Origin of the sequence: Aestuariivita boseongensis (assembly GCF_001262635.1) — a bacterium.
Lineage (GTDB): Bacteria > Pseudomonadota > Alphaproteobacteria > Rhodobacterales > Rhodobacteraceae > Aestuariivita > Aestuariivita boseongensis.
On record NZ_JXYH01000001.1, the window covers coordinates 59,863 to 75,300 of the forward strand.

At 59.0% G+C, this 15,438-nt stretch carries 17 protein-coding genes; 13 read left to right on the forward strand and 4 right to left on the reverse strand.

What is annotated here, in order from left to right; genetic code table 11:
- Nucleotides 1–16: 16 nt before the first annotated feature.
- The 4 genes from TR61_RS00255 to TR61_RS00270 form a co-directional block, all read right to left on the reverse strand.
- Nucleotides 17–1,642, reverse strand: a complete 1,626-nt coding sequence (locus TR61_RS00255) for a C1 family peptidase (RefSeq protein WP_050927663.1) — start codon at nucleotides 1,640–1,642, stop codon at nucleotides 17–19.
- Between the two features lie 386 nt (nucleotides 1,643–2,028).
- On the reverse strand, nucleotides 2,029–3,084 hold the full coding sequence (locus TR61_RS00260; protein WP_050927537.1) for a YeeE/YedE family protein: 1,056 nt from the start codon (nucleotides 3,082–3,084) through the stop codon (nucleotides 2,029–2,031).
- A 38-nt stretch (nucleotides 3,085–3,122) separates the two neighbouring features.
- Nucleotides 3,123–3,506, reverse strand: coding sequence for an ArsR/SmtB family transcription factor (locus TR61_RS00265; RefSeq protein ID WP_050927538.1), 384 nt, complete (start codon nucleotides 3,504–3,506; stop codon nucleotides 3,123–3,125).
- Nucleotides 3,507–3,512: 6 nt separating this feature from the next.
- A complete protein-coding gene (locus TR61_RS00270) occupies nucleotides 3,513–3,848 on the reverse strand; it encodes a thioredoxin domain-containing protein (protein ID WP_050927664.1) in 336 nt (111 codons plus the stop codon).
- A gap of 115 nt (nucleotides 3,849–3,963) precedes the next feature.
- Between TR61_RS00270 and TR61_RS00275 the strand changes: the two genes are divergently transcribed.
- From TR61_RS00275 to hemA, 13 genes are all read left to right on the forward strand, one after another.
- The gene (locus tag TR61_RS00275) at nucleotides 3,964–4,704 is read left to right on the forward strand and encodes a cytochrome c biogenesis CcdA family protein (RefSeq protein WP_050927539.1); all 741 of its coding nucleotides are present in this window, start codon (nucleotides 3,964–3,966) and stop codon (nucleotides 4,702–4,704) included.
- 13 nt (nucleotides 4,705–4,717) lie between these two features.
- Nucleotides 4,718–5,278 (forward strand): thioredoxin family protein, encoded by a 561-nt coding sequence (locus TR61_RS00280; RefSeq protein ID WP_050927540.1) that lies wholly within the window; start codon nucleotides 4,718–4,720, stop codon nucleotides 5,276–5,278.
- A 143-nt stretch (nucleotides 5,279–5,421) separates the two neighbouring features.
- The gene (gene soxX, locus TR61_RS00285; RefSeq protein WP_050927541.1) at nucleotides 5,422–5,895 is read left to right on the forward strand and encodes a sulfur oxidation c-type cytochrome SoxX; all 474 of its coding nucleotides are present in this window, start codon (nucleotides 5,422–5,424) and stop codon (nucleotides 5,893–5,895) included.
- A gap of 30 nt (nucleotides 5,896–5,925) precedes the next feature.
- Entirely contained in the window at nucleotides 5,926–6,348 is a 423-nt protein-coding gene (soxY, locus tag TR61_RS00290) for a thiosulfate oxidation carrier protein SoxY (RefSeq protein WP_050927542.1), read from the forward strand.
- Nucleotides 6,349–6,372: 24 nt separating this feature from the next.
- A complete protein-coding gene (soxZ, locus tag TR61_RS00295; RefSeq protein WP_050927543.1) occupies nucleotides 6,373–6,702 on the forward strand; it encodes a thiosulfate oxidation carrier complex protein SoxZ in 330 nt (109 codons plus the stop codon).
- Nucleotides 6,703–6,750: 48 nt separating this feature from the next.
- Nucleotides 6,751–7,584, forward strand: coding sequence for a sulfur oxidation c-type cytochrome SoxA (gene soxA, locus TR61_RS00300; RefSeq protein ID WP_245626786.1), 834 nt, complete (start codon nucleotides 6,751–6,753; stop codon nucleotides 7,582–7,584).
- Between the two features lie 90 nt (nucleotides 7,585–7,674).
- Nucleotides 7,675–9,372, forward strand: coding sequence for a thiosulfohydrolase SoxB (gene soxB, locus TR61_RS00305; RefSeq protein WP_050927545.1), 1,698 nt, complete (start codon nucleotides 7,675–7,677; stop codon nucleotides 9,370–9,372).
- A 16-nt stretch (nucleotides 9,373–9,388) separates the two neighbouring features.
- A complete protein-coding gene (gene soxC / locus TR61_RS00310; protein WP_157440769.1) occupies nucleotides 9,389–10,663 on the forward strand; it encodes a sulfite dehydrogenase in 1,275 nt (424 codons plus the stop codon).
- Nucleotides 10,647–11,705, forward strand: coding sequence for a c-type cytochrome (locus tag TR61_RS00315; protein WP_050927547.1), 1,059 nt, complete (start codon nucleotides 10,647–10,649; stop codon nucleotides 11,703–11,705). The genes soxC and TR61_RS00315 overlap by 17 nt, the downstream gene beginning before the upstream one ends.
- Nucleotides 11,706–11,754: 49 nt before the next feature.
- Entirely contained in the window at nucleotides 11,755–12,417 is a 663-nt protein-coding gene (locus TR61_RS00320; protein ID WP_050927665.1) for a c-type cytochrome, read from the forward strand.
- 21 nt (nucleotides 12,418–12,438) lie between these two features.
- Nucleotides 12,439–13,704, forward strand: a complete 1,266-nt coding sequence (locus tag TR61_RS00325) for an NAD(P)/FAD-dependent oxidoreductase (protein ID WP_050927548.1) — start codon at nucleotides 12,439–12,441, stop codon at nucleotides 13,702–13,704.
- 87 nt (nucleotides 13,705–13,791) lie between these two features.
- Complete coding sequence (locus TR61_RS00330; RefSeq protein WP_050927549.1) at nucleotides 13,792–14,220, forward strand: hypothetical protein; 429 nt, start codon at nucleotides 13,792–13,794, stop codon at nucleotides 14,218–14,220.
- Complete coding sequence (hemA, locus tag TR61_RS00335) at nucleotides 14,220–15,437, forward strand: 5-aminolevulinate synthase (RefSeq protein ID WP_050927550.1); 1,218 nt, start codon at nucleotides 14,220–14,222, stop codon at nucleotides 15,435–15,437. Before TR61_RS00330 ends, hemA begins: the two co-directional genes overlap by 1 nt.
- Nucleotide 15,438 lies beyond the last annotated feature (1 nt).

A 15,438-nucleotide genomic window follows, 5' to 3' on the forward strand; every position in this document is an offset into this window, starting at 1 on the left:
GTCGATCCTTTCGAAGTCAGTATGTGGTCAGTGTAAAGAGAAGAGTGCGCGTTGCGGCATTGCCTGCCGTGTCACGCGTTTCGATTGTTACTGGATGCGGACCCGGTCCCTCGGGCAGTTCGATCTCTGCCCTGAAGGGCCCTCGCGAGGAATATTGGCTGGACAGCGCCCCGTCGATGCGCAGTCGGGCAATGTCGCTTTCGTCCTGCGCCATGCCTTCCAACGTGAACAGCCGGCTGGGCACAGCGATGGGCGCATCATCGCCGTCGAAGGCTTCGGGGGCGGGGTTGGTCAACACGATCAGGGGCGCGTCCTGGTCGCCCGCATCCTGGCTTGGGGCAACGTGGTCGATGGTCAGGATCAGGGGCACAACATCTGCATCGCCCGAGGCTGCTTCGAACCCGATGCCTGTACTGTCCAACGCGATCTCGTCATCGGGCACGATCCGGTCGCCCAGGGCCTGACGCAGGCGGGCCTGCACGTCGCCCGACCCGCGTGACATGCGATCTGCGATGCTGCGCGGGTCAAGTTCATTCTGCGCAAAAAGTAAAACATAGAAATCGGTCCCCACCGTGTCGTTCAGCCGGGTGAAATGCTGCTCGGTCGGGCCTGGCAGAAGCAGGGTTGCGTTCTGTTGCGCATAGGGCGCGACGTCGCGCCCGCGGGGGAAAAGCGCCACGTAATCCCCGGTGGCATCACCGCCGACCACATAGAGATATCCGGTTTCATCACTTGTCGCTTCGACCCGAAACCGGGTGCCCGAGGGAAGGGGACGCGTCAGCCGGTACCCGGCGCCATCCACCCGTGCGCCGATCTGATCGCCCGAGATGTGCAGCACGCGCACGGCACCACCCATATCGACAACGCGGGGCGGTGGTGGCGGATCAAGCGGCAAGACCTCGTAGCCTTCAAAGACAAAGGCGTTAAACATGTCGTAGGATATCCAGAAGAACCCGCGATTGCCCCATCCGGTGCTCCAGGAATTGACGACCTCGAACGCCCCGCCATCGCGGGTGTCATCATACCCGACAACGGTCATCGCATGTCCGCCCAGAAAGCCGTTGTCCAGCGCATATTTGAGATCATTCAGATAGGATAAATCCTGCGAACTGGGTCGCCAGGTGCCGCTGCCTTGATGTGCGAGGAAGCTGTCGCCCACCATCATGCCGATGACAACCGGATTGCCATTGGCCAGCGCTCGGCGTGCAGCGACATGTTTGTTCCGCCCAGACCGACCCCATAGACGGGTAAAGCCCTTGATGCGGAAATCCGACGCGCTGGCGCGTACTCTGTCCGAAGGCTGTGCCGAGCATGACGTGTCGGAATATGGAAACTCTGCCAACCGCGCGACACCCTGGTCGCGCATCAGATCGAGCGCTTGAGGAATGTAAGATCCGTTGCAACCGGGCAGGTTGATTTGATTGAAGACATAAGACGGCGACAGAACGATGTCGCGCAGGCTCTGCTGTCCTGCGCCGCTGGCCTTGGCCTTGAGCATGGTGCGCGCCGCATAAGCAGTGGCCCAACCCACGCAGCTGCCCTGATCGCCCTGATCGCCCACGGGCGGTACGAACTGCTTGAGTGACAGGGAGGGCGGCGCGCTCAGATAGTCCCCGCGCGCCAGAGGGGCTGCTTTCGGCACGCGCTCATACGCCTCAGGATCGAGGGTCGCGCCAAGTCTGTATTGCTGAGCCTGAACAGCGCCCGGAAAAACGACCAATGAACAAAGGAAACAGCATACGCCCAGAAACAGGAAGCGTGCCAAATTCGCACGCCGGGGATATTCGATCATTTGACTTTACACTTGCATTGCTGATCTGAAGCTTAACAAGTGACGCTTGAATTCAAAGCGATTTTTCGTGTTTTTTCAAATGGGGCATCCACCCAGCGCTGGCAGCGCATTGTGTGAACGGATGCGTTCTGGACTTCTGGTCGCGCGCGCAGATCGACACCTTGATAACGTCAACACCTGGCCGGCGCAGCGCCACTTGCCGACTCTGGCTTGGGCCGGCGACACCGAAAACGTTGTCACTCTGCCGGGGAGAAGCCCGTGATCAGTTGCCGCAAACCAATCGCCGCCCCTGCGAAGATCGCGAGAAACGCAATCGGCGCACTGTAGGCAAGAACCGAGAAGGCCGAGACGCCCTGACCGATGCTGCAGCCCACCGCCAAAATTGCGCCCGGGCCCATGATGGCGGCACCAACGATCTGGCGTTTCAACTCGCGCGGGTCTTCACAGGCCTCCCAGCGGAACTGGCCCTTGGAATAAGATCCCAAACAGGCCCCCAGAAGAACGCCAACCACGGATCCGACGCTGAAAGACAGCGTGTTGCCCGAGGCGGTCATTGCGTAATAGATCGTGTCGCCGATCGGAGCGGCAAAGCTGTGGGTTTCGATCGGTTCGGCCTCGAACCCGGTGACGGCCACCCAATAGGTGCCGACCCAGCCCGACACGATGGCCAGCCCGACAGCAGCCCCCCAGAAAATATGCGAGGGCGATCTTCGCATGGCGGAACTGCCAAGCGTTACAAGAATGATGGTGCTGCCGATGATCAGCCCGGTCAGCAAAGGATCGACGCCGAAGGACGATTGCATCATCTGGCTGATTCCCTGGGGAGAGGTCGCGCCTTCTTCAGCCGGGAAAAGCCATACGCGCAGATGGGCAAGCGGCCCGGACATCACGAAATAGGCGGACAGGCCCATGACCAGGACAATAACGAATGATCTCAGGTCGCCGCCGCCCAGTCGTGCCAGCGCCCCGTATCCGCAGTTTCCGCAGATCGCCATGCCATAGCCAAACATCAACCCGCCCACGATCGTGCCAACCGGGTTCCAGACCCGGTCAAGGTAAGCGGTTTGCGTCAGGTCGAAATGGCCCATGTAAAGGGCAATGTGGACGCCGATGATCGCCACGCCAATCGCGATGCCCCACATGCGCAGGCGCCGGTCGTCAGATCCGTAAAGAACGTCTTCGATTGCGCCAAGGGTACAAAAGCGCCCCATGCGTGCCGCGATACCAAGTACAAAACCGCCGATCAGACCAATCAGCGCGTCGGCATTCGCTTCACCAAGCAATTCGAGCATGTCCGGTGTCCTCCTCCCGGACTGGGGCGAGCGTCCGGTCAGTCTTCCCTGCAAAACAGGTCGTAGACTGTCTCCATGATTTTCTTGGGCCGCTCATCTGTCAAGCTATAGTAAATCGTCTTTCCCTCGCGGCGTGGTGTGACCAGGCCTTCCAGGCGCAACCTGGTCAATTGCTGCGAGACGGCGGATTGCCGGGCTGACAGAAGATCTTCCAATTCGGTGACCGATTTTTCACCCGTGGTCAGGTGGCACAGGATCATCAGGCGACCTTCATGGCTGATGCTCTTGAGGAAGTTACAGGCCCGTTCCGCATTCTTCATCATTCGGTCCATATCTTCGTCGCTCATATCAAGGTCAAAGACAGGCAGACGGGACGTTGCTGCTTCCTCAAGCTCGAAATCATGTGTCGGATCAAGTGTCATCGTACTTCAACTTCTTTCTGGCGCGACGATACTCGCGTCGTCCAGCATCATTTTCAGAAGGCCCCAAAAGAATTCTTCACCGGGATACCCCTCGATACGGCCGACTTCTGCACCGTTCTGAACCAGGATGAATGTCGGCGTGAAGCGGACCTTGCTGGTAAAGTCCACATCCGGAGTGTCAACCCGCAGGTCATACCGTTTGAGCGGGGCCGCCCGGCCCTCGTCGGTTTTCGCATAGATATGAGAAATCTCGGAGTTCCATTTCGCGCACCAGTAACATCCGGGTTCTTCCGCCATCAGCAAATAGGTATCCGCCCAGGCTGCCACGGGCAGCCAGGTCATGATCAGCAGAAAAAACGTTTTGATCGAGCGCACAGTGAACCTCGATTGACGCGGTCTGGCTTCTTATCATAACTTAATATTTGAATACATTAAGGCAAGCCAGTGAGTACGAATTATGCTCGATGTGACATTTTTGGGTGCTTTTCTTGCTGGTTTGCTGTCTTTTCTGTCGCCCTGCGTGCTTCCGATCGTGCCATTTTACCTCAGTTACCTTGCTGGAGTGGGAATCAACCAGATCTCGGCGAAGGCTGAAATATCGCCCGCGATCCGCCTGCGGGCCTTTCTGGCGGCGGGCTGTTTTTCTCTGGGCGTGATTGTCGTTTTCATGGGGCTGGGCGCGACGGCAACGGCCTTCGGGCAAGTGGTGCGCGAATATTTCGATGTTCTGCGCTGGGTGGCTGCGGCCATCATCATTGCAATGGGGCTGCATTTTCTGGGCGTCATACGGATCGGGTTTCTGTATCGCCAGTTCCGCGCGGATGCGGGCGATACGTCCAATGTCGGATTGGTCGGCGCGTTTGTCATCGGTATGGCATTTGCCTTTGGCTGGACGCCATGCGTCGGTCCGGTTCTGGCAACGATCCTGTTCACCGCGGCAGGTCAGGAAACCGCTGGGCAGGGGGCCGTTTTACTTTTCGTTTACGGCTTGGGCATGACGCTTCCGTTTATCCTCGCGGCCTTGTTCATTGGGCCGTTCATGTCCTGGATGGCGCGGTTTCGCCGCCATCTTGGCACAGTCGAAAAAATCATGGGCGCTCTGCTCATCCTGTTCGGTGTGTTGATCGCCACCAATTCCGTCAATGTCATAGCGCAGTGGATGCTGGAGCACATGCCGTGGTTCAGCGCGATTGGCTAAGGAGGTGTATGCCATGTTCCGCGTATTTGTTTTTCTGATCTCGATCCTGTTCGCAAGCGCCGCCGCTGCCGTCGAAATGGGGGATGACGGGCTGCATAAGACGAGCTGGATGCGCGACACGTTCAAGGATCTGACCGAAGATCTTGCCGAGGCGAACGCCGAAGGCAAACGGCTGATGATCATCATCGAACAGCGCGGCTGCATCTATTGCAAAAAGATGCACGAGGAGGTGTTTCCGCTGCCTGAAATCGCGGATTACATCACCGAAAATTTCTTCGTCGTGCAGCTGAACATGTTCGGCGATGTCGAGGTGACTGATTTCGACGGCACCGCGCTGCCCGAAAAAGACATGGTCAGGCGCTGGGGGGCGTTGTTCACACCCAGCATCTATTTCTTTCCCGAAGAGGTGTCCGAGGACATGACTGCCGTTCAGGCCGCCGTGGCGCACATGCCCGGCGCGTTTGGCAAGGGGACGACGCTGAACATGCTCAGGTGGGTGGTCGAGAAGGGATATGAATCGGACGAGCCGTTTCAGAAATACCATGCACGTAAATTGGAAGAGCAGGGCAACTGATCTCAGCGCATGCTGCAGGTGCGAATGTTCCTTTCGCGAAATGCTGCAAGTGCGAACGTATTGAAAAATTCACTTAATTGAATTTGATGTTGCGTTCACGGATTTGTGTGCCCTAGTATACTGGAAAGCCTAAGGGAGGAATCATGCGCAGAGTAATTGCAGTGGTCGCAGGCATCGCCAGCTTCGGCACCGCCGTTTTGGCCGATACAGTCGCGCCGACAGAGGTGAAATTCGTTGATGGGGCAGTTGAAATGCCGCTGACCAATCAGGCAGGCAACCCCGAAGAGGGTGCGATCCTGATGAACAAAGGTTCGGGCAATTGCATTGCCTGTCACCAGGTGACAGCGCTGTCGCATCTGCCGTTCCATGGCGAAATCGGACCGACGCTGGATGGCGTGGCCGACCGCTGGAGCGAAGCAGATCTGCGGGGCATCGTGGCCGATGCCAAAGTGATGTTCGAAGGGTCGATGATGCCTTCGTTCTATCGCACGGAAGGCTTTATCCGGATCGGAGACGGCTATACCGGCAACGCCCTTGAGGGCGAGGTCGAGCCGCTTTTGACCGCGCAGCAGGTTGAGGACATCGTGGCCTTCCTGCTGACGCTCAAAGAAGAATAAACCCTGAATTTTCAGAGATTGGAGACAGAAATGGCACTGACACGGCGGAACATGATTGTTCTCAGCTCGGCCGCTCTGGCCGCCACCGGCCTGGGCGCAATGCCCGCGTTTGCCTCGCTGGCAGAAGACGAAATCGCAAAGCTGACAGGCGGGGCCGATGTCGGCTCTGGCGAACTGAGCCTGACCGCTCCGGAAATCGCCGAAAACGGTAACACGGTACCGATCGAAGTATCGGCACCCGGCGCCGTCATGGTGGCGCTTTTTGCGGACGGCAACCCGACACCGGCTGTCGCCACCATCAAGTTTGGCAAGCTGAACCCGACCCATGTGGCGTCCACACGGATCCGTCTGGCCAAGACGCAGAATGTGATCGCCGTCGCCCAGATGGAAGACGGGTCGTTCCAGCGCGCTCAGGCAGAAGTGAAAGTCACCATCGGCGGCTGCGGCGGCTGATTTCGAGAGACGAGGAGATAAGATATGGCATCTGGCGTAAAACCCCGCGTGAAAGTCCCGAAATCAGCAGCAGCTGGCGAGACGATCACGATCAAGACCCTGATCAGCCACAAGATGGAAAGCGGTCAGCGCAAGGACGACGATGGCAACCCCATCCCGCGTTCGATCATCAACCGCTTCACCTGTGACTTCAACGGCGAGAACGTGATCGACATCACGTTGGAGCCTGCAATTTCGACCAACCCGTATTTCCAGTTTGACTCTGTCGTTCCTGAATCGGGCGAGTTCACCTTCACTTGGTATGACGACGATGGTTCGGTCTACGAAGAAAAGAAGGCCATCGAGGTCAGCTAACCGGTTGTTCAGGGAGGACCGACAGTGAGCTATAACAAGAAACTAACGATTGGCCTTGCATGCGCGTCGGCACTTGGATTCGGTGTCGCCGCGTGGGCGGGTCCGGACGAGGACAATCTGGTCATCAATGGTGAGATCGAGATTGTCACCGAGGCCGCGGCGCCCGAGCATATGGAATATGTCGACACGATCTATTCCGGCTGGCGGTTCCGTTCGGATGAAACCCAGGCCGTGCAAGCCGACGACTTCGACAACCCGTCGATGATCTTCGTCGAAACTGCCATGGAAGTATGGGACACTGTGGAAGGGACTGAAGGCAAATCCTGTTCGTCCTGCCACAACGACGTGGAAAGCCTGCGTGGCGTCCGCGCGGTCTACCCGAAGTGGAATGAAAAGGCCGGCGAAGTCCGCACGCTTGAGCATCAGATCAATGATTGCCGTGAAAACCAGATGGGCGCCGAAAAGTGGAAATACACTGGCGGTGATATGGTCAACATGGTCAGCCTGATCTCAATGGTGTCGCGGGGCATGCCCATGAACGTGGCCATCGACGGCCCGGCGCAATCGACCTGGGAACAGGGCAAAGAGCTGTATTACACGCGCTTTGGCCAGTTGGAGTTGTCATGCGCCAATTGTCACGAAGACAATTACGGCAACATGATCCGCGCCGACCATCTGAGCCAGGGTCAGATCAACGGGTTCCCGACCTACCGGTTGAAGAACACCAAGCTGAACTCGGTTCATGCGCGCTTCAAAGGCTGTGTCCGCGATACCCGCGCCCACACCTTCAAGCCGGGCGGGCCCGAATTCACCGCGCTTGAGCTTTATGTCGCATCGCGCGGCAACGGTCTGAGCGTCGAGGGCCCGTCGGTCCGCAACTAATCCTTGGAATGGCCCCGCGCGTTGCGTGCTGGGGCCATTTCCCTGCCAATAACATTCATACATGCGAATGTGTATAAGGAGCTCCAGAATATGATTTCGCGGCGTGATTTTCTGCAAGTCGGCATGGCGGCCTCGGCAATTGTCGGGGCATCTGGTTTTGGCAACTGGGCGCGGCTGGCGGCGCAGCAGCGTCTGACACAGGACCAGTTGCTGGAGTTCGATACATTCGGAAATGTCTCCCTGATCCATGTCACGGATATCCACGCACAGCTGAAGCCGATCTATTTCCGCGAGCCCTCCATCAATCTGGGTGTAGGCGACAACAAAGGGGCGGTGCCCCATGTAACGGGGGCGGACTTCCGCAGGCTGTATGGTATTGAGGACGGCAGCCCCAGCCACTACGCGCTGAGCTCGGGCGATTTCGCGGCGCTGGCCGATATGTACGGCCGCGTTGGTGGGCTGGACCGCGTTGCCACCGTGATCAAGGCTATCCGCGCCGACCGCCCCGATGCGATCCTGCTGGATGGCGGGGACACCTGGCACGGGTCGTACACCTGCTATCAGACGCAGGGTCAGGATATGGTCAATGTGATGAACGCGCTTGCGCCCGACGCGATGACCTTCCACTGGGAATTCACTCTGGGCAGCGACCGTGTGGCCGAGCTTGTCGAAAGTCTGCCCTTTGCTGCTTTGGGTCAGAACATCTTCGATGCGGAATGGGATGAGCCGACCGAACTGTTCCCGCCCTACAAGATGTTCGAACGTGGCGGCACCAAGATTGCCGTCATCGGTCAGGCGTTCCCCTATATGCCCATCGCCAACCCGCGCTGGATGTTCCCGGAATACTCTTTCGGCATCCGCGACGAGAACATGCAGGAAATGGTCGACGAAGTGCGTGGACTGGGCGCGGAGTGCGTTGTCGTGCTCAGCCATAACGGCTTTGACGTCGACAAGAAGATGGCCACCGTCGTCAGCGGCATCGACGTGATCCTGTCGGGTCACACCCATGACGCGCTGCCCGAACCCGCGCTGGCAGGCGAGACGATCATCGTGCCTTCGGGGTCCAACGGGAAATTCGTCAGCCGCGTCGATCTGGATATCCGTGACGGGCGGATGATGGGCTTCAAACACAAGCTGATCCCGATCTTCTCGGACGTGATCGAACCGGATGCCGAGATGGCCGCCCTGATCGACGAACAGCGCGCGCCCTATGAGGCCGAGCTGTCCGAGGTGATCGGCAAGACCGACAGCCTGCTCTATCGCCGCGGCAATTTCAACGGGACTTGGGATGACCTGATCTGCGACGCGCTTCTGTCCGAACGCGAAGCGGAAATCGCGCTGAGCCCGGGTGTCCGCTGGGGGCCGTCGCTGGTGCCGGGTCAGGACATCACGCGCGAGGATATCTGGAACGTGACCTCGATGACCTATGGGGAAGCCTACCGGACCGAAATGACGGGCGAGTTCCTGAAAGTCGTGCTTGAGGATGTGGCCGACAACATCTTCAACCCCGATCCCTATTACCAGCAGGGCGGCGACATGGTCCGCACTGGCGGGCTGGGCTACCGCATTGATGTCAGCAAGCCCCAGGGCGAGCGGATCTCGAACATGACCCTTCTCAAAACCGGCGAGCCGATTGATCCGGCACGGTCCTATGTGGTGGCCGGTTGGGCTTCGGTCAATGAGGGTACGGAAGGGCCGCAGATCTGGGATGTGGTTGAATCCCACATTCGCAAAATGGGCACCGTGACGGTGCAGCCGAACAACAGCGTCGAAGTTACCGGCGTCTAAGATGGAGACTGAACACATGGATGATGCACTCAAAGCACCGTCGCGCAGGGCCTTCCTGAAAGGCACCGCCGCGGTTGCCGCCGGGTCTGTCGCGGGTGCGGCAGCGGCCGGCACTCCAGATCCGCTGATCACCGAGGTCCAGGATTGGGCCAGCGCCACTGGCGCGGGCGTGGATGAAACGCCCTATGGCCTGCCGATCCGGTTTGAAGCGGATGTGGTGCGGCGCAACGTCGAATGGCTGACAGCCTCGCCGATTTCGTCAATCAACTTCACGCCGATCCATGCGCTGGACGGTACGATCACCCCGCAAGGCTGCGCGTTCGAGCGTCACCACTCCGGCGCGATCGAGCTGGCCAAGGAAGACTACCGGCTGATGATCAATGGCTTGGTCGATACGCCGCTGGTTTTTACCTATGAGGATCTCGAACGATTCCCCCGCGAAAACCACGTGTATTTCTGCGAATGCGCGGCGAATACCGGCATGGAATGGGCCGGTGCGCAGCTGAACGGCGTACAGTTCACCCATGGTATGATCCACAACATGGAATATACCGGCGTGCCGCTGCGGGCGCTGCTGAACGAGGCCGGTCTGGATGCCGCGGGCGATCTGTCGGACAAATGGGTTTATGTCGAAGGCGCGGATGCATCGTCAAACGGCCGGTCCATCCCGATGGAAAAGGCGCTGGATGACGTTCTGGTGGCCTTCAAAGCCAATGGCGAAGCACTGCGGATGGAGCATGGTTATCCCGTCCGGCTCGTCGTGCCGGGCTGGGAAGGCAACATGTGGGTCAAGTGGCTGCGCCGCATTGAAGTGACCGACATGGCCGTGGAAAGCCGCGAGGAAACCTCGAAATACACGGACGTTCTGGAAGACGGCACTGCGCGGAAATGGACCTGGGTGATGGATGCGAAGTCCGTCATCACCTCGCCCAGCCCGCAATCGCCCATCACTCACGGACCAGGACCAATGGTTATTTCGGGGCTCGCCTGGTCGGGTCATGGCAAGATCACGCGCGTCGATGTCTCCAAGGATGGCGGCATCACCTGGGAGACAGCGCGCCTGGGCAAGCAGGGCGACACCAAGGCGCTGACCCGGTTCTATCTGGACACCGAATGGGATGGCAGTGACATGCTTCTGCAGGCGCGTGCCATGGATGAAACCGGCTATGTCCAACCCACCAAGGCGCAGCTGCGCGAACAGCGCGGCGAAAACTCGGTTTATCACAATAACTGCATTCAGACCTGGCACATCAAACCCAATGGGGAGGCGGAAAATGTCGAAGTTTCTTAACGCATCTATCGCGGCCCTTCTGATCGCAAGCCCGGCTTTGGCGGGCGACAAGCTGGGTCTGGGCCGCGAGGCTCTTCCCGAAGAGATCGCTGCCTGGGACGTCGATGTTCTGCCTGACGGGCGCGGTCTGCCCGAAGGACGCGGCGACGTGTTCACCGGGGAAGAGGTCTTTGCCGCGGCCTGCGCCTCCTGTCACGGGGATTTCGCGGAAGGCGTGGATAACTGGCCCGTTCTGGCCGGTGGGTTCGACACGCTTGATGACAAAGACCCGGTCAAGACAGTCGGATCTTATTGGCCTTACCTGTCCACGGTCTGGGATTACGTTCACCGCTCCATGCCCTTTGGGGCAGCGCAAACGCTGAGCGCCGACGAAACCTATGCGATCGTGGCGTATATTCTGTATTCGAACGATCTGGTGGATGACGATTTCGAACTCAGCCACGAAAACTTCGCCGAATTCACCATGTATAACGCCGATGGTTTCATCATCGACGACCGCGCCGAAACGGAATACGCGATTTGGAGCGGCGAACCTTGCATGACGAATTGCAAGGACAGTGCCGAAATCACCATGCGCGCCTCGGTTCTGGATGTGACGCCGGATGTGGAAGAGGACAGCGCCTCTGATGCCACAGCCGGATCTGAAACCCAAACCGCCGCCGTGGCCGAGACCGAAGCCGAAGAAACCAAGACCGAAGAGGTGGCGGTTGCTGCCCTGGATCCCGCTCTGGTCGCAGAAGGCGAGAAAGTCTTCAAGAAATGCTCGACCTGCCACCAGATCGGCGAGGGGGCCAAGAACCGTTCCGGCCCGATCCTGACCGGTGTGATGGGACGCAGCTTTGGCGGGGTTGACGGATACAGATACTCCAAGGTCTTCAAGGCCGCAGCCGAAGAAGGACGCGTCTGGGATGATGAATCCATGGCCGCATTCCTGACGAAGCCCAAAGCCTATCTGAAAGGCACGAAAATGAGCTTCCCGGGCCTGAAAAAGGACAGCGAAGTCGCTGCGATCATCGCCTATCTGAAAAGCTTTGATGGCTGACCGCGCTGCGCATAACAGACGGACCGTGGCCTTGGCCGCGGTCTTCTGGATGTGCGCCGCGCCCTCATTTGCGCAATCCGGTGATATCGAGGCCGGGCGAGACGTGTTTCAGCGCTGCAGCGGTTGTCACCAGGTGGGCCAGGGTGCCAGGAATGGCATCGGTCCGCATCTGAATGGCCTTTTCGGGCGGGCCGCGGCAGGTCTGGAAGACTTCCGGTATTCCAAAAGCTTCCAGCGCGCAGGTGCTGGCGGGTTGGAATGGCATGCGGAAACGCTCGACGTCTTTCTGGAAAACCCACGCGCCATGACCAGTGGCACACGGATGAGCTTTCCGGGCGTGAAAGACGAAACGGACCGCGCGAACCTGATCGCCTATCTCAGGACCTTTTCCGACAATCCCGCAAACATTCCTGAAGCGGATCCAACCGCGCGCGCCCGTGATCACGATCTTGATCCGGCGATCCTCGCTCTGGTGGGTGATCCGGAATATGGCGAGTATTTAAGCGGGGAATGTACCACCTGCCATCAGGCTGCGGGCGGGGATGATGGGATACCGTCGATCGTCCTGTGGCCCGAAGAAGATTTTGTCGTCGCTCTTCATGCCTATAAGAATAAACAACGCGCTCATCCTGTCATGCAGATGATCGCCGGACGGCTGAGCGATGAGGAGATCGCAGCCCTGGCCGCTTATTTTGGCAATTTGGAAGAGTAACCAGTTCGGGAGGAGACCGAAATGACAGTGAACAGACGAACATTCATGGGCACCAGCGCTGCGGCTGCGGCCGCTCTGGCGGCCCCGATGGTCAAGGCAGCCGGCCATGGTCGCCCAAAGGTGATCGTTGTCGGCGGCGGCGCAGGCGGCGCCACGGCGGCGCGTTACATCGCCAAGGACAGCAAGGGCGAGATTGACGTAACGCTGATCGAACCCACGCGCACCTATTACACCTGCTTTTTCTCGAACCTGTATCTGGGTGGCTTCAAAACCATTGACGATATCGGTCACGGCTATGGCACTCTTGCCGCAGGCGGTGTGAATGTGGTGCATGACTGGGCCATCGGCGTGGATCGGGATGCGAAAACCGTCTCTCTGGCCGGTGGTGCGTCGCTTCCCTATGACAAACTGATCCTCAGCCCCGGCATCGACTTTGTCGACGGGTCAGTCCCCGGCTGGGATCTGAGCGCGCAAAACGCCATGCCGCATGCCTATAAGGCCGGTTCGCAATCAGAACTTCTGAAGGCGCAACTGATGGCCATGCCCGAAGGCGGGACCTTTGCGATGGTGGCGCCGCCCAACCCGTATCGGTGCCCGCCGGGGCCTTATGAACGCGTTTCGATGGTCGCGCATTTCCTTAAGCAGAACAATCCGACGGCCAAGATCCTGATCGCTGATCCCAAAGCGAAGTTTTCTAAACAAGGGCTGTTCGAGGAGGGATGGCAAAACCACTATGCGGGAATGATCACCTGGATCGGACCTGATTTTGGCGGCGAAAACGTATCCGTTGATCCAGCTGCCATGACGCTGAACATCGATGGTGAGGTCAACAAGGTCGATGTCTGCAACGTGATTCCGGCGATGAAGGCGGGCCGCATCGCCGAGCTTGCCGGCGTAACCGATGGCAATTGGGCCCCTGTGAATGCGGCCGACATGTCGACCAAGGCAGATCCTGACATCTATGTGCTGGGCGATGCCTCGCAACAGGGCGATATGCCGAAATCGGGCTTCTCGGCCAACAGTCAGGCCAAGGTCTGCGCCAATGCGGTGCGCGGGGCGTTGACCGGATCGAAGGTGTTCCCGGCCAAGTTCTCCAACACCTGCTGGTCGCTGATCGCGCCGAATGACGGTGTGAAGGTTGGTGCGACCTATGAGGCAACGCCTGAGAAAATCGCCAAGGTGGACGGCTTCATCTCTCAGACCGGCGAGAGCGCGGAAGTCCGCAAGGCCACCTATGAAGAATCCGAAGGATGGTACACGGGCATCACCACGGACATGCTGGGTTAACACAGAAGATCCCGGTCTTTGAGCTTGCTCAAGGACCGGGGCCTTTGGATCTGGCAGGCTGAGCGCAGGAGAGAGAGGAGACCTAAAATGAAGAAACTTGTTCTTGCCTTCGCGCTTGCGGCAGCAGCGCCCGCTTGGGCGGGCGATGCCATCACAACCCCGTTCGAGGGCAGCTTTGAAGACGCAACTTTTGCTGTGGAAAGCGCCATTGTCGGACGCGGGCTGGTAATCGACTATGTCAGCCATGTGGGCGACATGCTGAACCGCACCGGCGCGGATGTGGGCAGCGATGTGGAGATCTTCAAAGCGGCAGACGTTTTCCTGTTCTGCTCGGCCGTCTTGTCCCGCGAAGTGATGGAAGATGATCCGATGAACATCGCGCACTGCCCCTATGGCATCTTCGTGGCCGACACGGCTGACGGCGTGATCGTTGGCTATCGCGATTATCCCGATGGGGCGATGGCCAAGGTCGAAGACCTTCTTGCAGAAATCGTAACCGAGGCAACTTCAGACTAATGAATTACCAAGACTTCTTCCGGACCGAGCTGGATCGCCTGCGCGACGAAGGCAATTACAGAAGCTTCGCCGAGCTGGAGCGCCATTGCGGCGCTTTCCCGCACGCGACCTGCCATAACGGGCCGGGGGAGGTCACCATCTGGTGTTCCAATGATTACCTTGGCATGGGGCAAAACCCAAAGGTTCTCAATGCGATGCAGGAGGCGCTGACGCGCTGCGGGGCTGGGGCCGGGGGCACGCGGAATATCTCGGGCAATACCTGGGACCACGCGATGCTTGAGGCTGAACTGGCCGACCTGCATGGCAAGGAAGCGGCGCTGCTGTTCACATCGGGCTATGTGTCGAACTGGGCCGCGTTAGGCACGCTGGCTTCGCGTATTCCCGATTGCGTGGTGTTGTCCGACGCGCTTAATCACGCTTCGATGATCGAGGGGATCCGCCACAGCAGGGCGCGCAAGATCATCTGGAAACACAATGACTTGGCCGATCTTGAGGCAAAACTGGCTGCTTTGCCTGCGGATCAGCCAAAGCTGATCGCCTTTGAAAGCGTCTATTCCATGGATGGCGACATCGCCCCGATTCGCGAGATCTGCGACCTGGCGGATAAATACGGCGCGATGACCTATCTTGATGAGGTCCATGCCGTGGGGCTTTACGGTCCGCGCGGTGGCGGCATCGCCGATCGCGAAGGGCTGATGGATCGCCTGACAGTGATCCAGGGGACATTGGGCAAGGCGTTCGGCGTGGTTGGCGGCTATATCGCTGCTTCGGCCGAGTTGTGCGATTTCATCCGCTCTTTCGCGTCAGGCTTCATTTTCACGACGGCGCTTCCGCCTACGGTCGCGGCCGGGGCTGCTGCGTCGATCCGGCATCTGAAGACCAGTGCGGCCGAACGCGCGTTGCATCAGAAGCGGGTGGCTCAGGTGCGCGAACGGCTCGATGCCATCGGCCTGCCGCATATCGACAATCCCAGTCACATCATCCCGGTGATGGTGGGTGATCCGGTGAAGTGCAAATACATCTCGGACCTGCTGCTGAACGAACACGGGATTTACATCCAGCCGATCAACTATCCCACGGTTCCGAAGGGGACCGAGCGGCTGCGGATCACCCCATCGCCGGTGCATACTGAGGCAGATATCGACCGGCTGATCGACGCGCTTGAAGACCTGTGGGTTCAGTGCGAACTCGCCCGCCGCCCGATGGCCGCGCAATGAT